Source organism: Streptomyces justiciae, assembly GCF_015163075.1.
In the GTDB taxonomy this organism is placed as follows: Bacteria; Actinomycetota; Actinomycetes; order Streptomycetales; family Streptomycetaceae; genus Streptomyces; species Streptomyces justiciae.
The window spans coordinates 99,035-117,216 of the sequence record NZ_JADDXU010000021.1; the positions used below are offsets into that span (position 1 = coordinate 99,035).

The following is an 18,182-nucleotide window of genomic DNA, read 5'->3' on the forward strand; positions in this document are numbered from 1 at the left end:
GTGTGGGAGGGCGGCACGGCACCGCAGGCCACGCCGCCGTACGTGATCCTGGAGGAGTATCTGGGGAGGTTCGGCCGGCCCGGCCTGTGGTCCGAGCTGGAGTGGCTGGAGGCGGCACCGCTGCCCGAGGCGATCAGACGGCTGGCCGGGTGCTGCTTCCACCAGGACTACGACCCCGACTCCTGCGACCCCCGGCAGGCTGTCGAGTCCTACCGCGACGAAGACCCGCCGGAGGCGGTGGCGGCACTGCGCACGGCGGTCACGGAACTGCTCGCCACCAACCCCTCGGAACGCGACCTGACCCGCCTCTGGCTCGGCCAGGCCGGGGCGGCGTACGACCCACGTGACGAAGGGATCGCGCTGTCAGGGTGGTTCGCGACGGTCCTGGAGGTGCTGGGCTCGGATTGATCGCGGACGTCGTCGTTTCGTCATGCGGAACCCATATGGCGATCAAGCACTCTGCATGTAACGACAAAGTCGGCAAATTCGGCGTAGGGCCCTACAACCCGCTCTCCGGGCCACGGATCTGATCCCGTGAGTCAACAGACTCCTAGATCAACTCTCCCCCTGGGGAACGCACATGCGCATCAGAGCCACCGTGGCCGCCGTCTCCGCCGTCACCGGCGCCCTGGCCCTCACCTGCCTCGCCGTCCCGGCCGCCCAGGCCGCCGACTCCGGCACCCCCTACACGCTGGACGTCAGCTTCTCCAACTTCAAGATCGCCTCGTCGATCAAGGTCGGCACCTCCGCCGTCGTCAGCGCGAAGGTCAGCTACACGCTGACCCACGGCTCGGACGTCGACCCCACCGCGTCGGACTTCTACACCGACCCGTTCCTCTACCGGGGCACGTTCGGCGCCGACAGCACCCCCGAGCTCTACGGCGACAACCCGGCCACCTGCACGGTCACCTCGGCCACCACCGCCACCTGCACCGGCACCGTCGACATCCACCCCGCCGACGGCGACCTCAGCAACGCGAACGCCGGTACCTGGAAGGGCGCCGCCGAGGCCGTCGACTTCAACGGCCAGGACCCGAACAGCAGCAACCTCGACCTCAGCAAGGTCGGCTACAAGGACCAGGGCGACCTCGCCACCACCAAGGTGCTGCGCCTCGGCAAGCTCACCGCCAACGCCTCCCCTGAGCCGGTCCGCAAGGGCAGGACCATCACGGTCACCGGCAAGCTGTCCCGCGCCAACTGGGACACCGGCAGCTACTCCGGCTACTCCGGCCAGTACGTGAAGCTCCAGTACCGCAAGGCCGGCACCACCACGTACACGACGGTCAAGACCATCAAGTCCAGCTCCACCGGCGGCCTCAGCACCACGGTCACCGCGTCGGCCGACGGCTACTACCGCTACAGCTTCGCGGGCAGCGCGACGACGTCGGCGGTGAACGCCACAGGCGACTACATCGACGTTCAGTAAGACGCCCTAGGGGCGCGGGGAACTGCGCGACCAGCCACAACGGACCCGCAGCCACCCCACAAGCCCCCGGCTCAAGCCAAGCGCTAAGCGGGAACGCGGCGGTCGACCCATTTCCATGTGACTTCCAGGGCGGCCGCCGCCACCACCGAGATGCCCACCGCTATCCACGGCATCGTCAGTCCGACCAGCTTCAGCGCGAAGAAGTCCTGGAGCCACGGGACGGCCAGGACCAGCAGGAACCCCGCGCCCATCGACGCCACCAGCACCACCCGCCACCACGTGTACGGCCGGGCGATGATGGCCAGCACCCACATCGAGATCAGGAACAGGGTGAGGGTCGCGACGCTCGTCTCCGCGTCCAACGAGCCTTCACCTGTGTAGTAGTGACGGGCGATCAGGTAGGTCACGAAGGTCGCCACCCCGGCCACCAGCCCGCCCGGGATCGAGTACCGCATCACCCGCCGTACGAAGTGCGGCTTCGCCCGCTCCTTGTTGGGCGCCAGGGCCAGGAAGAACGCCGGTACGCCGATCGTCAGCGTCGACAGCAGGGTCAAGTGGCGGGGCAGGAACGGGTATTCCACCTGCCAGCACACCACCAGCACCGCCAGCAGCACCGAGTACACCGTCTTCACCAGGAACAGCGTCGCCACCCGCGTGATGTTCCCGATGACCCGGCGCCCCTCCGCCACCACGTCCGGCAGCGTGGCGAAGCTGTTGTTCAGCAACACGATCTGGGCGACCGCGCGCGTGGCCTCCGACCCCGAGCCCATCGAGACGCCGATGTCCGCGTCCTTGAGCGCCAGTACGTCGTTCACACCGTCGCCGGTCATCGCGACCGTGTGCCCGTGGGACTGCAACGCCCCCACCATGTCCCGCTTCTGCTGCGGGGTGACCCGCCCGAACACCGTGCCCTCGTCGAGCGCGTCCGCCATCCCGTCCTTGTCGGAGGGGAGCGTACGGGCGTCGACCGTCGTGCCCTCCAGGCCCAGCTTCCCGGCCACCGCGCCCACCGACACCGCGTTGTCACCGGAGATGACCTTGGCGCGGACGTCCTGCTCGGCGAAGTAGCGCAGGGTGTCGGCCGCGTCGGGCCGCAGCCGCTGCTCCAGTACGACGAGAGCGGCGGCGGAGGCACCGCGCGCGACCTCCGGATCGTCGAGGTCACCGGTCACCCGGGCCAGCAACAACACCCGCAGGCCCTGCTCGTTGAGGCGTTCCGTCTCGGCCAGCGCCGGGTCGTCGGCGCCCAGCAGCACGTCCGGCGCGCCAAGGAGCCAGGTGCTCGCCTCCCCGTTGCCCTCGCTGAAACTCGCGCCGCTGTACTTGCGGGCGGAGGAAAAGGGGAGCGACTCGGTGCAGCGCCAGTCCTCGGCGTCCGGGTAGGCGTCGATGATGGCCTGCAACGAGGCGTTCGGGCGCGGGTCGGACTCACCGAGGGCGCCGAGCACCTTGCGGACGTACGTCTCGTCGCTGCCGTTGAGGGCGCGCAGCTCGGTGACGTCCATACCGCCCTCGGTCAGCGTGCCCGTCTTGTCGAGGCAGACGGTGTCGATGCGGGCGAGGCCCTCGATGGCCGGCAGCTCCTGGACGAGGCACTGTTTTCGGCCAAGTCGGATCACGCCGATCGCGAAGGCGACGGAGGTCAGCAGGACCAGTCCCTCCGGGACCATCGGGACGATGCCGCCGACCGTGCGGGCGATGGACTCCTTCAAGTCGTGGCTCTTGACGACCAGTTGCGTGATCACCAGGCCGATCGCCGCCGGGATCATCATCCAGGTCACGTACTTGAGGATCGTGGAGATACCGGTCCGCAGCTCTGAGTGGACCAGCGTGAAGCGGGAGGCCTCCTCGGCGAGTTGGGCGGCGTACGCCTCGCGCCCCACCTTGGTGGCCTGGAACGCGCCCCCGCCCGCGACCACGAAACTCCCGGACATGATCGGGTCGCCGGGCTGTTTGACGACCGGGTCGGCCTCGCCGGTGAGCAGCGACTCGTCGATCTCCAGGCCGTCCGCCTCGACGCACACCCCGTCGACGACGGCCTTGTCGCCGGGCCCGATCTCGATCAGGTCGTCGAGGACGATCTCCGACGTACTGACCTCGAGCGCCTCGCCGTCCCGCCGTACCGTCGGCTTCGCCTCGCCGATCACCGCGAGGGAGTCGAGGGTCTTCTTCGCCCGCCACTCCTGGATGATGCCGATGCCGGTGTTGGCGATGATCACGTATCCGAACAGGCTGTCCTGGAACGGCGCGACGAACAGCATGATCAGCCAGAGCACGCCGATGATCGCGTTGAACCGGGTGAAGACGTTCGCGCGGACGATCTCGCCGAGCGACCGGCTGCTGCGCACCGGTACGTCGTTGACCGCCCCCCGCGCCACCCGCTCGGCGACCTCGGCGGTGCTCAGCCCGCCGTTCGCCACGGGGACGGGCATGGGTACGGGATGCACAGGATCGAGTTCGGCGCCCGCGTCGATGTGCGTCATGCATTCGACGGTACGTGCGGTTTTGCGGCTTCACCCGCCGAGTGGGCGGAAGTTCCGACCTGGGGAGGAGAGGCGGCCGGGCCGAGTGGTGCCCAGGTAGTACGGGCCTACTCGGCTTCCCGTAGGGCCTCGGCCCGCTTGATGGCCGCGTCGCGGCGGCGGACGTAGTAGATGCCGATCAGGCCGAGCCCCGCGCCGGCCAGGCAGGTCCACACCCACCAGGCGTGTCCGCGGTCGTCGAACCAGCCGTAGAAGGGGAGCTGGACGACGAAGAGGACGAACCAGAGGATCGTGCCGCCGATGATGGTCGGCACGATGGGGCCCTCCAGGGGCTCCGGTGCCTCGTGCTGAGGGGTCCACTTCGCCATGGGCACAGCTTACGAGGCGGTTCGCGATGATCCGTCGACGATCAGTTCTACGCGCGGAGATAGCTAACTCCGGGTTTATATGTTCATACTGAAACTGTTTGACTCTGTCCACTTCTGCTCGTAGGAACATCCAATGTCCACCTCGGCCACCGCCAAGGCTCCCGCGCCCGAACAGCCGGGCGGCACGCCCGCGTACGGCGCCCTCGACCGCTACTTCAAGATCTCCGAGCGCGGCAGCAGCCTCGCCCGCGAGGTCCGCGGCGGTTTCGCCACCTTCTTCGCGATGGCCTACATCATCGTGCTGAACCCGATCATCCTCGGCAGCGCGAAGGACATGTACGGGCACCAGCTCGACAACGGCCAGCTCGTCACCGCCACCTGTGTCACCGCGGCCTTCACCACGCTCCTCATGGGCGTCATCGGCAACGTGCCGATCGCGCTGGCCGCCGGCCTCGGCGTGAACTCGGTCGTCGCCCTCCAGCTGGCGCCCCGGATGTCGTGGCCGGACGCCATGGGCATGGTGGTCCTGGCGGGCTTCATCGTGATGCTGCTGGTGGCGACCGGTCTGCGTGAGCGCGTGATGAACGCGGTGCCGTTCGGTCTGCGCAAGGCGATCAGCATCGGTATCGGCCTGTTCATCATGCTGATCGGCCTCGTCGACTCCGGCTTCGTCTCCCGCATCCCGGACGCCGCCCAGACCACCGTCCCGCTCCAGCTCGGCGCCGACGGTCACCTCAACGGCTGGCCGGTCCTGGTCTTCATCCTCGGCGCGCTGCTCACGCTCGCGCTGATCGTCCGCAAGGTGTCCGGCGCGATCCTGATCTCGATCGTCGCGATGACCGTCGTGGCGATGATCATCGACGCGGTCGCCAAGATCCCGTCCTGGGGTCTGACGACGCCGAAGTGGCCCGGCAACCCGGTCGCCAGCCCGGACTTCGGTCTGATCGGTGACGTCAGCCTGTTCGGCGGCTTCGACAAGGTCGGTGTGCTCACCGGCGTCCTCTTCGTCTTCACCGTGCTGCTGTCGTGCTTCTTCGACGCGATGGGCACGATCATGGGCGTCAGCGACGAGGCCAAGCTGACCGACGCGCAGGGCCAGATGCCCGGCATCAACAAGGTCCTCTTCGTGGACGGCCTCGCGGTCGCGGCGGGCGGCGCGAGCTCCTCGTCCGCCACGACCGCCTTCGTCGAGTCCACGGCCGGCGTCGGCGAGGGCGCCCGCACCGGCTTCGCGAACCTCGTCACCGGCGGCCTCTTCACGGTGGCGCTGTTCCTCGCGCCGGTCGCCACGATGGTCCCGTCCCAGGCGGCCACCCCGGCGCTGCTCGCGGTCGGCTTCATGATCCTGGCCAACTCGGTCAAGGAGATCGACTGGGCCGACTACACGATCGCGATCCCGGCGTTCATCACGATGGTGATGATGCCGTTCACCTACTCCATCACCAACGGCATCGGCATGGGCTTCATCACCTTCGTGGTGCTGCGCCTGGCGGCCGGCCGCGGCAAGGAGATCCCGGTCGCGATGTACGTCGTCTCCGCCGTGTTCGCCTTCTACTACCTGATGCCGGCCCTCGGCCTCACGTGACGCGGACGGAGGGCCGGCCTTCCGCTCAGGAGGCCAGGTCGCTCTTGTAGAACACGCTCGCGTCCAGGGTGTCCGGGTCGGTCGAGGTGGTCTTCGACGAGAAGCCGAAGGCCAGCCTCGGCGCCCCGGACACCATCCAGACGGCCGCGCCCTGGGGCTCGCGGCCCGGCAGGGAGGCGCCGGCGGTGGTCTCGAACTTGTCGTAGTACGAGCCGCCGGTGGCGTTCAGGTCGAGCGTGACCAGGTACGAGGGGCCGCTCGGGCCGCCGTAGGTGAGGTACGCGTACTGCCCGCACAGGGTGATGCCCTGGAACAGGTCGGAGTCGGTGAGCCCCAGCTCGTCGTTGTTGGGGATGGCCCGCTCGACCAGCCGGTAGCCGTCGCTGAGGCGGCCTGCGACCGCGTCCGCCATGTCGAAGACGGCGAGCCGCCACACCCGGGCGGCGGAGTCGCTGGTCGCGTACCGGATCAGCAGCCGGTTGGTGGACGGGTCGATCGCGGGCCGGGGCAGCTTCACGAAGCTGGAGATCGTCGGCGTACGGTCGTAGATCGTGATCGACGGGTTGAAGTACTCGAGGGTCAGCCCGTCGGTGAAGCGGAAGCGGGCCAGCGTCTCACCGGCCCCGTTGTCGTTGGAGTCGCCGCCCTCGATCCACAGGTACGGCGTCGAGCCGGAGCCGGTCGGCTCCACGCCCATCGACGAGCCGTGGCCGAAGCCCTGGATGGCCATCGCGCCGAGCACGTTGCCCGCGAGGTCGGTCTGGGAGATCCACAGGTCGCCGTTGTGGCCGGCGCTGTCGCCGATGCGGTGCTGGGCGAAGTAGATGTGGCCGTTGACGTTGTCGTAGGCGAAGGACTGCATCGCCCAGTACGGCTGGTGCAGGGTGGCCCGCCAGACCGGGTTGCCGCCGTTGCCGGAGAGCACGAAGTGCTGCGAGGCGGGGACGACGGCCTGTGCCGTGCCCGCCGCGATCAGCGGGGCCGCCGTACCGACCGCGGCCGCGGCGGCGAGTCCGGCACCGCCCCGCAGCAGCCCCCGCCTGCTCGGCCCCCGCAGGGCTCTCCCCGCTGTCCCGTCGATCCCGTCACGCATGGGTCGTCCCCTCCCGAGTGGCCGGGCGGGCGCCCGGCACGGAAGATCGACCCTAGGCGTAAGGAAGTTGACGGTTGATCGAGTTGGTCAGGTCAGTCCGTAAAACTTCTCTGTCTCGTCCACGGCGGCCTGAAAGCGCTCGTCGAAGTCGTCCCGCACGAGCGTCCGGATCACATAGTCCTGGACGCTCATTCCCCTTTTGGCCGCATGGTCCCGGAGCCGGTCGAGCAGCTCCCCGTCTATCCGCAGGCTGAGCACGCTGGTCCCCATGAACACGAGGGTCGCGGGCCGATCCGGGCGCCGTTCACTTTCCGCTGCCGTCTCACTCGTACGGGTGAAGGTCCGGTTTCAGTGGCCAGGCTCACGGGAATCCTCGCGCGCGCCAGCTTGTTTAGCGAGAGTAATGAGTTACCCTAAAGAGATGCCGGACCTTACCCATGGCGACGACGTAGCCGCCGTGAACTCCCTACGCTCCGCCGTGATGCGACTGTCGCGCCGACTCAAGCACCAGCGGGTCGACGAGTCGCTGAGCCCCACCGAGATGTCGGTCCTGGGCACCCTCTCCATCTGCGGCAAGGCCACCCCCGGTGAGCTCGCCCGCAAGGAGCACGTACAGCCGCCGTCGATGACCCGCATCGTGGCGCTGCTGGAGGCCAAGGGACTCGTCCGGCTGGAGCCGCACCCCGAGGACCGCCGCCAGAAGGTCGTCACGAAGACGGAGCAGGCGGAGGCGATGCTCGCCGAGAGCCGCGCCAAGCGCAACGCCTTCCTGGCCACCCTGGTCGACGGACTCGACGAGGACGAGTGGGCGAAACTGCGCGCCGCCGCCCCCGTGCTGGAGAAGCTCGCACACCTGTAACCGTCTTGAGGAGGCGAACCCTTTTGAGTACGGGACCCGGAGCAGACTCCGCCCCCGCACCGTCCACCTCGACCCTTGAGGACCCTGGCAGGTCCTCGATGTTCAGCTCACTCAGGAACCGCAACTACCGCCTGTTCTTCCTGGGACAGGTCGTCTCCAACACCGGTACCTGGATGCAGCGCATCGCCCAGGACTGGCTCGTCCTCAGCCTCACCGGCTCCGCGACCGCCGTCGGTGTCACGACGGCACTCCAGTTCCTGCCGATGCTCCTGTTCGGCCTCTACGGCGGCGTCCTCGTCGACCGGCTCCCCAAGCGCCCCACCCTCCTGGTCACCCAGTCGGCGATGGCCCTCACCGGCCTGGCGCTCGCCTTCCTCACCCTGACCGGCCACGTCGAGGTCTGGCACGTCTACCTCGCCGCCTTCGCCGTCGGCCTCGCCACGGTCGTCGACAACCCGGCCCGGCAGACCTTCGTCTCCGAGATGGTCGGCCCCGACCAGCTCCAGAACGCCGTCAGCCTCAACTCCGCGAACTTCCAGTCCGCCCGCCTGATCGGCCCCGCCGTCGCGGGCCTGATGATCACCGGTGTCGGCACGGGCTGGGCGTTCCTCGCGAACGGCCTGAGCTTCATCGCCCCGATCACCGGCCTGCTCCTGATGCGCGCCCGCGAGCTGTACGACGTGCAGCGCGCCCCGCGCGGCAAGGGCCAGCTGCGGGAGGGGCTGCACTATGTCGCGGGCCGCCCGGACCTGATCTGGACGATCGTGCTGGTCGGCTTCGTGTCGACCTTCGGCTTCAACTTCCCCGTGTACCTGTCGGCCTTCGCCGACGACGTCTTCCACGCGGGCGCCGGCTCCTACAGCCTCTTCAACACCGTCATGGCGGTCGGCTCCCTCGCGGGCGCCCTCCTCGCCGCCCGCCGCGGCACCGCCCGGATGCGGGTCCTTGTGGTGGGCGCGGTGGCCTTCGGCACGCTGGAGATGGTGGCGTCCCTCGCCCCGTCCCTCTGGCTCTTCGCCCTGCTGATGATGCCGATCGGCATGTTCGGCATGACGGTCAACGTCACCGCCAACAGCAGCGTCCAGCTGAGCACCGACCCGGCCATGCGCGGCCGGGTGATGTCCCTCTACATGATGGTGTTCATGGGCGGCGCCCCGCTGGGCGCCCCGATCGCCGGCTGGATCACCGACGCGTACGGCGTCCGGGCGGGCCTGGCGGTCGGCGGCGCGATCGCCGCGGGCGCGGCGGTCGTCATCGGCCTGGTCCTCGCCAGGGTCGGCAACCTGCGGCTGTCGGTGGGCTGGAACCGCGGCCACCCGCAGGTCCGCTTCGTGCCGCGGCAGGCACAGGAGCAGCTGGCACCGGCGGCGTAGCTCTTTCGACTGGGGCCGGCTCGGAGGGCTAAACCCTCCGGGCCAGCAACTGTCCCGGCCACTCCTGCTCGCCGACCGTGAAGGCCTGGACGCGGCTGAAGCCGTTGTCCTCGTAGTAGCGGACGAGCTTGCCGTCGTCGCCCGCGTAACAGTCCACGCGGAGCAGCGCGACGCCCGCCCGCCGAGTCTCCTCGGCCGCGTGTTCGATGAGGGCGCTGCCCACGCCCTGGCCCTTGAAGCGGCGCTCCGAGGCCAGCCAGTGGATGTACCGCTCGGGCTCGCCGGGCGCGGGGAGATGGGCCAGATAGGCGCCGGGCGCGTCGGTGAGGCTGAGGGTGGCGGCCGGTACGCCGTCGACCTCGGCGATGTAGGTGATGCCGTCGTCCATGTACCGCGTGACGGACTCCACGGTCTTCGGGCTCTCCGACAGCGGCTTCGATCCCCACTGCCCGGTACGCCCCTGTGAGACCAGCCACTCCACACAGCTGTCCAGCATGCCGAGTATCGCCGGGATGTCGTCGTGGTCGCCGTTCCTGATGGTGATCGCCATGACGGCAGCGTAGATCTTTGCCAAGGTGACGGGCATGAGACTTTTCGCCGCGGTGCTGCCGCCGGAGGACGTGGCCGAGGAACTGGCCACCGAGCTGGACGGATTGAAGCGGCTTCCGGGGGCGGATGAGCTGCGCTGGACCGGCCGGCCCGGCTGGCACTTCACGCTGGCGTTCTACGGCGAGGTCGACGACGACGTCGTACCGGAACTGTCGGCCAGGCTGGAGCGCGCGGCGGGCCGTACCGAGGCCTTTGAGCTGACCCTGCACCGGGGCGGGCAGTTCGGGCGCGGCCGGGCCCTGTGGATCGGGGCGGACGGGGACATGGCGGCGCTGCGGCTGCTCGCCGAGCGGGCGGAGGCGGCGGGGCGCAAGGCCGGCGTCGACATGGGGGAGCACCGGCGGTACAAGGCGCATCTGACCGTGGCGCGGAGTCGGTCGGAGGTGGATGTGCGGCCGTATGTCGCGGAGCTGGGTGCGTTCCGGGGGCGGTCGTGGACCGTGGGTGAACTGGCGCTCGTGCGGAGCAGCCTGCCGCGGTCTGGGATGCCGGGGGAGCAGCCTCGGTATGAGGTGGTCGGGCGGTGGGGGTTCGGAGGGGCCGGTTAGGCTCGGGGGTGTGGACCCGAAGACCCGGAACCGGATCATGGCCGTTGTGCTGGTGCTGATGTTTGGCGTTGTCGCGGTGGCGGCGGCGCTTGGTAAGTGACGGCTGGGGAACTGCGGGTGCGTTTTCGGCTGCGGGCCGGATGTGGCTGGTCGCGCAGTTCCCCGCGCCCCTTGGGGGCGTAGCCGTCACCGGTGCTACCAGGCGAAGGCCTCCGGGGAGGGTCCCGGGCCCGGGAAGATCTCGTTCAGGTCGGTCAGGAGCTCTTCGCTCAGGTCCAGCTCTGAGGCTCGGATCGCTGATTCCAGCTGTTCCGCCGTGCGCGGGCCGACGATCGGGCCCGTGACGCCGGGGCGGGTGAGGAGCCAGGCCAGGGCCGTCTCGCCGGGTTCCAGGCCGTGCTTGTCGAGGAGATCCTCGTACGACTGGATCTGCGCGCGCACGGCCGGATTGGTCAGCGCCTCCGCCGTACGGCCGGAAGTACGGCGACCGCCCGCCACCTCCTTCTTGATGACCCCGCCCAGCATGCCGCCGTGCAGCGGCGACCAGGGGATCACGCCGAGGCCGTACTCCTGCGCGGCCGGGATGACCTCCATCTCGGCGCGGCGCTCGAAGAGGTTGTAGAGGCACTGCTCGCTGACGAGGCCGATGGTGCCGCCGCGGCGGGCGGCGATCTCGTTGGCCTGGGCGATCTTGTAACCCGGGAAGTTGGAGGAACCGGCGTACAGGATCTTGCCCTGCTGGACCAGGACGTCGATCGCCTGCCAGATCTCCTCGAAGGGGGTGGCGCGGTCGATGTGGTGGAACTGGTAGACGTCGATGTGGTCGGTCTGGAGGCGCTTGAGCGACGCATCGACGGCACGGCGGATGTTCAGCGCCGAGAGCTTGTCGTGGTTGGGCCAGGCCTCGCCGTCGGCGCCCATGTTGCCGTAGACCTTGGTGGCGAGGACGACCTTGTCGCGATGGGCGGGGTTCTTGGCGAACCAGGTGCCGATGATTTCCTCGGTACGGCCCTTGTTCTCGCCCCAGCCGTACACGTTGGCGGTGTCGAAGAAGTTGATGCCCGCGTCCAGCGCCGCGTCCATGATCGCGTGGCTGTGGGTTTCGTCCGTCTGCGGACCGAAGTTCATGGTGCCGAGGACGAGCCGGCTGACCTTGAGTCCCGTGCGTCCGAGCTGCGTGTACTTCATGGGTTCTTAGCCAACGGCGTGGAGTGGGCTCTAGGCAAGCATCTTGAGGAAGGCGGTCCAGGTGGCGGGGGTGAGGTGGAGGTGGGGGGCGTGGGGGTCGGGGGATTTTGAGTCGCGGAGGTGGATGGTGGTGGGGGTGGGGGCTATTTCGAGGCACTCGCCGCCCTGACCGCCGCTGTAGCTGCTCTTGAACCAGTGCAGTTCGGTACTCATAGGTCCCGGGCCACCTTGTCGATCAGTTCCGCTGACTCATCAGGGTTGAGAGCCTGAGCTCGAAGAATGCCATATTGAGTGAACAGGTCGCCTAGGTGCGGCTGTTCACTGACGAAGTAGCCGCCCCCTGGTCCTTCGACGTAGGCGAGCGGGGTGCGCTCGTCGGTTTCCAGCAGGATCATCGGGCCGTTCAGAGAGGCGTGTTCCTCACGGTCACCGGGCATGACCTGGACCTCGACGTTGCGCCGCTTGCGCACGTGCAGAAGGTGCTCCAGCTGCTCTTTGAGAGCCTGCTTACCGCCCAGCGGGCGCTTCAGGGCGTGCTCCTCCAGTACGAAACCGAGGACTGGTGCGGGTTTGCGTTCCATCACCCGCTGCCGGTCGAGGCGTGCAGACAGCCTGGTCTCGATCTCCTCGTCCTCCAGGGGAGGACGCTGCGAGTCGAAGATCGCACGGGCGTAGGCCTCGGTCTGGAGCAGGCCCGGGATCACGTGGTTGGCGTACATGTAGATCGCACTGGCCTTCGCCTCCAACGCCGCGTAGTCCTCGAACCACGAGGGAAACCGACTGACCTTGAGCTTCCGCGCAGTGGCGAGCAGTGCACCTTGTGCACCGAGCTTCTCGTCCGCGATCTCGACGAACTGCCCCTTCGGAGCCCGTTCTCCCCGTTCCACCATGGCCACTTGGGACTTGGAGTAACCGACGTACTTGCCCAGTGTCTCCTGTGTCATCCCAGCTCGCTCCCGGTAGAACCGCAGCAACGAGCCGAACATCTCCAGGTTCCCCGAGCCCTGTTCACCGGAGTGCACAAGGACCTCCCCAACTACACAGCGCTGCACCACCCTTGCTCAACCCTGGTCACAGTATGTGACCGCCCGCCACGATTTGCGGCATGAACGAGAGAATCGACGCCCCCTGGATCCCGCTCTGGATTCCCGACGCCGGTCACGCCCTGCGGCTCGTCGGCGTGCACTTCGATGCCGTACGGATGAGGGAGCCGCTGGCCGAGCGCGTCGCCTCCGAGCTGCTGCGCTGTACCGACTTCGACGCGGGACCGATCGTCACCGAGTCCACGGGCGACCGGAACATGTACTTCCTGTTGCCCCCGCAAACCGGCGGCGCCTATGCATGGCCGCCGGGCGTACGGGTGCTGACACGCAGTCACGGCGGCATGGCTTACGTAGGCGTGCCCGCGCTGACCGGGATCACCTGGCCACTGGGATGGCGGTCGGTACCGTCGGCCGGAGTGCCGTTCGTGGACGGGGAGTTGCTGTGGGAGGTGGGGTGCCGGCTCAGTCCCGGGGGAATTCTTCGGTCTTGAGGACGAGGTCGACGACGGTGCCGGTCAGGTCGAGGTCGGTGCCGAAGTCGACCTTCGTGGGTTCGGCGTAGTCGCCCTGCTTGGGGTCGGTGTAGATGTAGCAGCGGCCCTGATAGGGGTCGGCGATGACGTACAGGGGGACCTCGGCCTCAGCGTAGGCGAACCTCTTTGGACCGTAATCGTTGGCGGCCGTGCCTTTGGAGATCACCTCGGCGACGAACACGACGTCCTGCCAGCGCCAATGGCCCGTGCCGTCCTTCTTCGCCGAGTCCTTGAGCAGGGCGACGTCCGGACAGAAGCCGTTCTCGTGACCCGGGAAGTCGATACGGACGTCCGAGAACGCTTTGACGTGCATCCCGAACTTGTCTTCCAGCGCCCGCACGATTCGGCGGATGATGATCCAGTGCGTGTCCCGCTGCGGCGTCATGTGAACGTTGCCCTCGACGATCTCGACCCTGTAACCCTCGGGGACGGGCATCCGCTCCAGCCGCTCGAACCACTCGTCCAAGCGCTCGGTGTTGGCGTCGGCGTCGGCCATCTCGATCCTGTCGGTCTCTACGACGGTCATCGTGGCGCTCCTCCCCGGCTGCCCCACGGACAGGTGCAGCCGCGCAGTACAACGATACGCACGGTGATCAGGGTGCGCCGATATTCAGTCAGCCTGTTCCGGCCTCGTACGTCTGTCCCCATCCCCAAGCCTGGTACATCGCCTCCGCGAACGCCCCCGCGATCTTGTGCTCGCCGTCGGCGTTCGGATGGGTCCCGTCGTACGTGTCGACCCTGAAGTCGTACGACACCGGCGGCGACGCCAGCAGCAGCGGCGAGCGCGGCTCGTCGAGGTCGGCGACCGTCTTCGCGAGCAGCTCGTTGAAGAGGGTGACCTGGGCGGCGAAGTCGGCGTCCTCCTCGACGCGGACGTTCGTGAGCACCGGGAGGACGACCATCCGGACGCGCGGGTTCGCTTCCCTCGCCGCCGCGATGAAGGCGCGCGCGTTCTCCGCCGTCTGCTCCGCGTTCGTGTAGAAGCCCAGGTCGATCAGGCCGAGCGAGACGAGCAACACCCCCGCCCGGCACGACCGCACCGCCTCGCCGATCAGCGGCGTCATGTGGAGCCAGCCCTCGCCCCAGCCGGCCAGGTGGGCGCTCGGGAAGTCGGGGTCGGCGTACTCGTACGACGTCGGCGCGTCCGTCGCCTTGTCGTGCAGGGTCTCGCGCGGGCCCACCACGGCGAACGGGCCGCCGTACGTGTCGCGCAGGTGCTGCCACATCCGGTAACGCCATGTGTGTTCGCCCGCGCTTCCGATCGTCATGGAGTCGCCGACGGGCATGAACCTGAGCATCCGCTCATGATGAACGATCACGGCGAGAGGTGGGGTGTGACAGTCACCACGTGATCACCGTCCCTCCCCATCCGGGGATGGCAAGCTTGACCGCATGCGTGCGCTACTGGGTGTCGTCGGAGCCTCCGCCCTGCTCCTTCTCATGGGCGCGGCCCCCGCCGCCGTCGCCGCGGACGGCAAGGGTGACCAGGACTTCACCATCGAGGACTCCCGCATCACCGAGTCCAGCGGCCTCGCCGCCTCCCACCAGCACCCCGGCATCTACTGGACGCACAACGACCAGGACACCGGCAGCTACATCTACGCGGTCGACAGCAGCACCGGGAAGACCGTCGCCCGCATCACCCTCGCCGGCGTCGGTCAGCAGCGGGACGTCGAGGCGATCTCGATCGGGCCCGACAACCAGATCTACGTCGGGGACATCGGCGACAACGATGGTGTGAGCTGGCCGTACGTCTGGATCTATCAGCTTCCCGAGCCGAAGAAGCTCGTCGACCAGACCATCCGCGCCAAGCAGTACGTCGTGAAGTACACGGACGGATCGCGCGACGCCGAGTCGATGATCGTCCACCCCAAGACCGGGCGCGTCTACATCATCGACAAGCAGGAGGACGGCGGGCATCTGTATGAAGGGCCCGCCAAGCTCTCCACCTCCGGCACCAACGTCTTCAAGCCCGTCAAGCCCGTCGACCTCTGGGCCACCGACGCCGCCTTCTCACCGGACGGCCGACACCTCGCCGTACGCGGGTACTTCGGCGGCATCTGGTACGACTGGAACGGCGGCGACCTGAAGAAGGAGGGGCGGCTGAGCGTGCCCCTCGGGCAGGGCGAGTCCGTCACCTACTCCGCCGACGGCACCAAGCTCATGCTCGGCAGCGAGGGTGAGGGGAGTGAGGTCGTCGCGCAGGACGCGCCGGGAGGCGACGGGTCCTCCGACTCGTCGTCCGGGGGCGGGAGTTCGGCCCAGGGCGGCAGCGGGGACGGCGATGGCGGCAACGGCACCGTCAAGGTCGGTGCCCTCGCCGTCGCGGCCGTCGTCGCCGTCGTGTTCGGGTTCCGGCGGCTGTTGCGGCCCCGGCGCTGACCTACTGGTCCTGGTCCTGGTCCTGGTCCGCCGACCGGCGGCGTGCCACCAGCACTTCCAGGCCGTCGAGCATCCGTTGCAGCCCGAACTCGAAGTGGTCGAAGTCGGTGCCGAAAGCGTCGTCGGAGAGAGTGGCGAGGAGCGGGTAGCGGCCGGACGCCATGACCTTCTCCAGCATCGGCACCTGCGCCTGCCAGAACTCCGTGTCCGTCAGGCCCGTCCGGCGTTCCACCTCCTGCTGGTACAGCTGGGTGCGGGCGGCGCCGACGACGTAACCGTCGACCATGATGATCGCCGAGACCAGCTCGGGATCGGTCAGGCCCATCGGCTTGATACGGCTGAGGATCTTCTCCATGCCGTCCAGCGCGCTGGGGCCGAGGATCGGGCGGGACTGGTTGACCTGGAGCAGCCAGGGATGGCGGCGATAGAGGGCGAGGGTGGCCCGGCCCAGCGCCTCCAGGGCTGAGCGCCAGCTTCCGTCGCCCACGTCCGCCGGGTTCTCCGAGGGGCGCTGGACCCGGTCCAGCATCAGGTCGAGGAGCTCGCCCTTGCCGGGGACGTAGCGGTACAGCGACATGGTGCCGGTGCCGAGTTCGCCGGCGATCCGCCGCATCGATACCGCCTCCAGACCCTCCGCGTCCGCGACCCGGACGGCCGCTTCCACGATCCGGTCGAGGGTGAGGGTGGGCTTCGGCCCGCGGCTGGGGCGCTTGCCGGTGTCCCACAGCAGTTCGAGCGTGCGCGCGATGTCGCCGCTGCCACTGGTCTCCGCGCTGCTCGTCATGGGGGCAGTCTAGTTCCGTCCGAAAAAACTGGGTACGGCGTACGCTCAATCGGGTACGGTGTACTCAGTTAATGGACAGCAGGGCGAGCAAGGGGGACCCATGACCATCGACGGATACGCCGTCCACGCCGAGGCGCTGGAGAAGCGGTACGGCGAGAAGCGCGCCCTCGACGGCTTCGACCTGGCCGTCCGCGAGGGCACCGTGCACGGACTGCTCGGGCCCAACGGCGCAGGCAAGACCACCGCTGTACGCATCCTGTCCACGCTCGTCCGGCTCGACGGCGGGCGGGCGGAGGTGGCCGGCCTGGACGTCGCCTCGCGGGCGCGCGAGGTGCGGGCGCGCATCGGGCTCACCGGGCAGTATGCGGCCGTGGACGAGGTGCTCACCGGGCGGCAGAACCTGGAGATGTTCGGCCGCCTCTTCCACCTAGGCGGCCGGCGCGCCAAGGCGCGGGCCGTGGAGCTGCTGGAGCAGTTCGACCTCACCGACGCCGCGGACAAGGGCGTCGGCAAGTACAGCGGCGGCATGCGGCGCCGGCTCGACCTGGCCGCCTCGATGATCCTCGCCCCGGCCGTCCTCTTCCTCGACGAGCCGACGACCGGCCTCGATCCCCGCAGTCGCGGCGAAGTCTGGGATTCCGTACGCGAGTTGGTGGCCGGCGGCACGACCGTGCTGCTCACCACGCAGTACCTGGAGGAGGCCGACCGGCTGGCCTCCCGCATCACCGTCATCGACCAGGGGCGGGCCATCGCCGACGACACCCCGGACGGGCTGAAGGGCAGGATCGGCGGCGACCGCATCGAGGTCGTCGTCGCCGAACGGGCCGACATCCCGCAGGTGGTGAAGGTCGTCGCCCGGGTCTCGGACGGCGAACCCGAGGCGGAGGAGGGCGAGTTGCGGGTCCACGCCCCCGTCGTCGACCGGGTCTCCGCGCTCACCGAGGTCGCCCGCACCCTCCAGGACGAGGGCGTCCGGGTGGAGGACATCGGGCTGCGCAGGCCCAGCCTCGACGACGTGTTCCTGCGCCTGACCGGACACCGCACGGAGACGGAGACAGAGGAGGCCGCCGCATGAGCGCGAGCACGAGCGTGAACAGCTTGGAAGCGACCCGCGGCCGGACGTACTGGGTCCTGGCCGACGTCTGGAACATCGTCCGCCGCGGCCTCACCCACTACCAGCGCCAACCGATCAACATCGCCTGGCAGTTGGGCTTCCCGATCCTCTCCGTTTTGCTCTACGGCTATGTCTTCGGCAGCGCCATGCAGGTGCCCGGCGGCGGGGACTACAAGGACTTCCTGATGCCGGGGATGTTTGTGATGACGATGGCCTTCGGCTTCATCAACACCGCGACCCTGGTGGTGTACGACGCCACGAAGGGCGTGATCGACCGGTTCCGGTCCATGCCGATGGCGTCCGCGGCCGTCGTCGCCGGACGCGGGGTCACCGATCTGCTCGTCGCCTGCGCCGAGTTGGCCATCATGATGCTGACCGCGCTCGCCATGGGCTGGCGGCCGGACGGCGGGTTCGGCTTCCTCGCGGCCTTCGGGCTGCTGCTGTGGCTGCGGTTCGCGCTGATCTGGATCGGGGTGTGGCTGGGGCTCATCGTCCCCAACCCGGAGGCGGCGGGCGGCCTGTTCGCGGTGGCCTTCCCCCTCACGATGATCTCCAGCATCTTCGTCGCGCCCCAGCTCATGCCCGACTGGCTGGGCCATGTGGCCGCCTGGAACCCGATCTCCTCCACGGCCGCCGCGACCCGCGACCTGTTCGGCACGCCGGTGGGCGGCGGGGACTCGTGGGTGGAGCAGCACGCGCTGCTGATGGCGTGCGCGTGGCCGGTGATCCTGACGGCGGTCTTCCTGCCCCTCGCGGTACGCAGGTTCCAGAAGCTCAGTCGGTAGCGTCACGTG

The 18,182-nt window shown here is 68.7% G+C and carries 21 protein-coding genes; 10 read left to right on the plus strand and 11 right to left on the minus strand.

Annotation, left to right across the window (positions count from 1 at the left end):
* Both IQ210_RS39895 and IQ210_RS39900 read left to right on the plus strand, forming a co-directional pair.
* Complete coding sequence (locus tag IQ210_RS39895; protein WP_194084168.1) at window positions 1–408, plus strand: contact-dependent growth inhibition system immunity protein; 408 nt, start codon at window positions 1–3, stop codon at window positions 406–408.
* Between the two features lie 172 nt (window positions 409–580).
* Complete coding sequence (locus tag IQ210_RS39900) at window positions 581–1,426, plus strand: hypothetical protein (RefSeq protein ID WP_194084169.1); 846 nt, start codon at window positions 581–583, stop codon at window positions 1,424–1,426.
* An 83-nt stretch (window positions 1,427–1,509) separates the two neighbouring features.
* Here the strand turns inward: IQ210_RS39900 and IQ210_RS39905 are convergent, their stop codons facing one another.
* Complete coding sequence (locus IQ210_RS39905) at window positions 1,510–3,909, minus strand: cation-translocating P-type ATPase (RefSeq protein WP_194084170.1); 2,400 nt, start codon at window positions 3,907–3,909, stop codon at window positions 1,510–1,512.
* 107 nt (window positions 3,910–4,016) lie between these two features.
* Window positions 4,017–4,277 carry a DUF2530 domain-containing protein gene (locus IQ210_RS39910; protein WP_194084171.1) on the minus strand — a complete coding sequence of 87 codons (261 nt, stop codon included), beginning with the start codon at window positions 4,275–4,277 and terminating at the stop codon, window positions 4,017–4,019.
* A 133-nt stretch (window positions 4,278–4,410) separates the two neighbouring features.
* Here IQ210_RS39910 and IQ210_RS39915 point away from each other — a divergent pair, with 133 nt between their 5' ends.
* Window positions 4,411–5,862, plus strand: a complete 1,452-nt coding sequence (locus IQ210_RS39915; RefSeq protein ID WP_194084172.1) for an NCS2 family permease — start codon at window positions 4,411–4,413, stop codon at window positions 5,860–5,862.
* Between the two features lie 25 nt (window positions 5,863–5,887).
* Here the strand turns inward: IQ210_RS39915 and IQ210_RS39920 are convergent, their stop codons facing one another.
* Entirely contained in the window at window positions 5,888–6,955 is a 1,068-nt protein-coding gene (locus IQ210_RS39920; protein WP_228049333.1) for a phage baseplate protein, read from the minus strand.
* An 87-nt stretch (window positions 6,956–7,042) separates the two neighbouring features.
* Window positions 7,043–7,225: a ribbon-helix-helix protein, CopG family gene (locus IQ210_RS39925; protein ID WP_194084173.1), complete on the minus strand. Its 183-nt coding sequence runs from the start codon at window positions 7,223–7,225 to the stop codon at window positions 7,043–7,045.
* 151 nt (window positions 7,226–7,376) lie between these two features.
* Between IQ210_RS39925 and IQ210_RS39930 the strand changes: the two genes are divergently transcribed.
* On the plus strand, window positions 7,377–7,814 hold the full coding sequence (locus tag IQ210_RS39930) for a MarR family winged helix-turn-helix transcriptional regulator (protein WP_194084174.1): 438 nt from the start codon (window positions 7,377–7,379) through the stop codon (window positions 7,812–7,814).
* 23 nt (window positions 7,815–7,837) lie between these two features.
* Window positions 7,838–9,187, plus strand: coding sequence for an MFS transporter (locus tag IQ210_RS39935; RefSeq protein WP_390897427.1), 1,350 nt, complete (start codon window positions 7,838–7,840; stop codon window positions 9,185–9,187).
* A 28-nt stretch (window positions 9,188–9,215) separates the two neighbouring features.
* Here the strand turns inward: IQ210_RS39935 and IQ210_RS39940 are convergent, their stop codons facing one another.
* On the minus strand, window positions 9,216–9,737 hold the full coding sequence (locus IQ210_RS39940; protein WP_194084176.1) for a GNAT family N-acetyltransferase: 522 nt from the start codon (window positions 9,735–9,737) through the stop codon (window positions 9,216–9,218).
* A 34-nt stretch (window positions 9,738–9,771) separates the two neighbouring features.
* Here IQ210_RS39940 and thpR point away from each other — a divergent pair, with 34 nt between their 5' ends.
* On the plus strand, window positions 9,772–10,344 hold the full coding sequence (gene thpR, locus IQ210_RS39945; RefSeq protein WP_194084177.1) for an RNA 2',3'-cyclic phosphodiesterase: 573 nt from the start codon (window positions 9,772–9,774) through the stop codon (window positions 10,342–10,344).
* A gap of 195 nt (window positions 10,345–10,539) precedes the next feature.
* Here the strand turns inward: thpR and IQ210_RS39950 are convergent, their stop codons facing one another.
* The 3 genes from IQ210_RS39950 to IQ210_RS39960 are packed head-to-tail and all read right to left on the minus strand — an operon-like array spanning window position 10,540 to window position 12,554.
* Window positions 10,540–11,532: an aldo/keto reductase gene (locus tag IQ210_RS39950; RefSeq protein ID WP_194084178.1), complete on the minus strand. Its 993-nt coding sequence runs from the start codon at window positions 11,530–11,532 to the stop codon at window positions 10,540–10,542.
* 30 nt (window positions 11,533–11,562) lie between these two features.
* Entirely contained in the window at window positions 11,563–11,745 is a 183-nt protein-coding gene (locus tag IQ210_RS39955) for a DUF397 domain-containing protein (protein WP_194084179.1), read from the minus strand.
* Entirely contained in the window at window positions 11,742–12,554 is an 813-nt protein-coding gene (locus tag IQ210_RS39960; protein ID WP_407699740.1) for a helix-turn-helix domain-containing protein, read from the minus strand. The genes IQ210_RS39955 and IQ210_RS39960 overlap by 4 nt, the downstream gene beginning before the upstream one ends.
* Window positions 12,555–12,637: 83 nt before the next feature.
* Between IQ210_RS39960 and IQ210_RS39965 the strand changes: the two genes are divergently transcribed.
* Complete coding sequence (locus tag IQ210_RS39965) at window positions 12,638–13,066, plus strand: hypothetical protein (protein ID WP_194084180.1); 429 nt, start codon at window positions 12,638–12,640, stop codon at window positions 13,064–13,066.
* On the opposite strand, the gene IQ210_RS39970 is transcribed toward IQ210_RS39965, so the two are convergent.
* Window positions 13,038–13,634, minus strand: coding sequence for a Uma2 family endonuclease (locus IQ210_RS39970; protein ID WP_194084181.1), 597 nt, complete (start codon window positions 13,632–13,634; stop codon window positions 13,038–13,040). The two genes, IQ210_RS39965 and IQ210_RS39970, sit on opposite strands and share 29 nt — an antisense overlap.
* 88 nt (window positions 13,635–13,722) lie before the next feature.
* Window positions 13,723–14,406 carry a GDSL-type esterase/lipase family protein gene (locus IQ210_RS39975; RefSeq protein ID WP_194084182.1) on the minus strand — a complete coding sequence of 228 codons (684 nt, stop codon included), beginning with the start codon at window positions 14,404–14,406 and terminating at the stop codon, window positions 13,723–13,725.
* A 94-nt stretch (window positions 14,407–14,500) separates the two neighbouring features.
* Between IQ210_RS39975 and IQ210_RS39980 the strand changes: the two genes are divergently transcribed.
* The gene (locus tag IQ210_RS39980) at window positions 14,501–15,490 is read left to right on the plus strand and encodes a WD40 repeat domain-containing protein (protein WP_194084183.1); all 990 of its coding nucleotides are present in this window, start codon (window positions 14,501–14,503) and stop codon (window positions 15,488–15,490) included.
* A 1-nt stretch (window position 15,491) separates the two neighbouring features.
* Here the strand turns inward: IQ210_RS39980 and IQ210_RS39985 are convergent, their stop codons facing one another.
* Window positions 15,492–16,274, minus strand: coding sequence for a TetR/AcrR family transcriptional regulator (locus IQ210_RS39985; RefSeq protein WP_194084184.1), 783 nt, complete (start codon window positions 16,272–16,274; stop codon window positions 15,492–15,494).
* 100 nt (window positions 16,275–16,374) lie between these two features.
* On the opposite strand from IQ210_RS39985, the gene IQ210_RS39990 reads away from it, so the two are divergent.
* Both IQ210_RS39990 and IQ210_RS39995 read left to right on the plus strand, forming a co-directional pair.
* Window positions 16,375–17,349: an ATP-binding cassette domain-containing protein gene (locus tag IQ210_RS39990; RefSeq protein ID WP_194084185.1), complete on the plus strand. Its 975-nt coding sequence runs from the start codon at window positions 16,375–16,377 to the stop codon at window positions 17,347–17,349.
* Entirely contained in the window at window positions 17,346–18,173 is an 828-nt protein-coding gene (locus IQ210_RS39995; protein ID WP_194084186.1) for an ABC transporter permease, read from the plus strand. Before IQ210_RS39990 ends, IQ210_RS39995 begins: the two co-directional genes overlap by 4 nt.
* Window positions 18,174–18,182 lie beyond the last annotated feature (9 nt).

Coding starts and splice junctions, on each gene's coding strand:
- IQ210_RS39900 (WP_194084169.1), top strand. CDS start 581: ATGCGCATCAGAGCCACCGTGGCCGCCGTCTCCGCCGTCACCGGCGCC.
- IQ210_RS39905 (WP_194084170.1), bottom strand. CDS start 3,909: ATGACGCACATCGACGCGGGCGCCGAACTCGATCCTGTGCATCCCGTA.
- IQ210_RS39910 (WP_194084171.1), bottom strand. CDS start 4,277: ATGGCGAAGTGGACCCCTCAGCACGAGGCACCGGAGCCCCTGGAGGGC.
- IQ210_RS39915 (WP_194084172.1), top strand. CDS start 4,411: ATGTCCACCTCGGCCACCGCCAAGGCTCCCGCGCCCGAACAGCCGGGC.
- IQ210_RS39920 (WP_228049333.1), bottom strand. CDS start 6,955: ATGCGTGACGGGATCGACGGGACAGCGGGGAGAGCCCTGCGGGGGCCG.
- IQ210_RS39925 (WP_194084173.1), bottom strand. CDS start 7,225: ATGGGGACCAGCGTGCTCAGCCTGCGGATAGACGGGGAGCTGCTCGAC.
- IQ210_RS39930 (WP_194084174.1), top strand. CDS start 7,377: ATGCCGGACCTTACCCATGGCGACGACGTAGCCGCCGTGAACTCCCTA.
- IQ210_RS39940 (WP_194084176.1), bottom strand. CDS start 9,737: ATGGCGATCACCATCAGGAACGGCGACCACGACGACATCCCGGCGATA.
- thpR (WP_194084177.1), top strand. CDS start 9,772: ATGAGACTTTTCGCCGCGGTGCTGCCGCCGGAGGACGTGGCCGAGGAA.
- IQ210_RS39950 (WP_194084178.1), bottom strand. CDS start 11,532: ATGAAGTACACGCAGCTCGGACGCACGGGACTCAAGGTCAGCCGGCTC.
- IQ210_RS39955 (WP_194084179.1), bottom strand. CDS start 11,745: ATGAGTACCGAACTGCACTGGTTCAAGAGCAGCTACAGCGGCGGTCAG.
- IQ210_RS39965 (WP_194084180.1), top strand. CDS start 12,638: ATGAACGAGAGAATCGACGCCCCCTGGATCCCGCTCTGGATTCCCGAC.
- IQ210_RS39970 (WP_194084181.1), bottom strand. CDS start 13,634: ATGACCGTCGTAGAGACCGACAGGATCGAGATGGCCGACGCCGACGCC.
- IQ210_RS39975 (WP_194084182.1), bottom strand. CDS start 14,406: ATGCTCAGGTTCATGCCCGTCGGCGACTCCATGACGATCGGAAGCGCG.
- IQ210_RS39980 (WP_194084183.1), top strand. CDS start 14,501: ATGCGTGCGCTACTGGGTGTCGTCGGAGCCTCCGCCCTGCTCCTTCTC.
- IQ210_RS39985 (WP_194084184.1), bottom strand. CDS start 16,274: ATGACGAGCAGCGCGGAGACCAGTGGCAGCGGCGACATCGCGCGCACG.
- IQ210_RS39990 (WP_194084185.1), top strand. CDS start 16,375: ATGACCATCGACGGATACGCCGTCCACGCCGAGGCGCTGGAGAAGCGG.
- IQ210_RS39995 (WP_194084186.1), top strand. CDS start 17,346: ATGAGCGCGAGCACGAGCGTGAACAGCTTGGAAGCGACCCGCGGCCGG.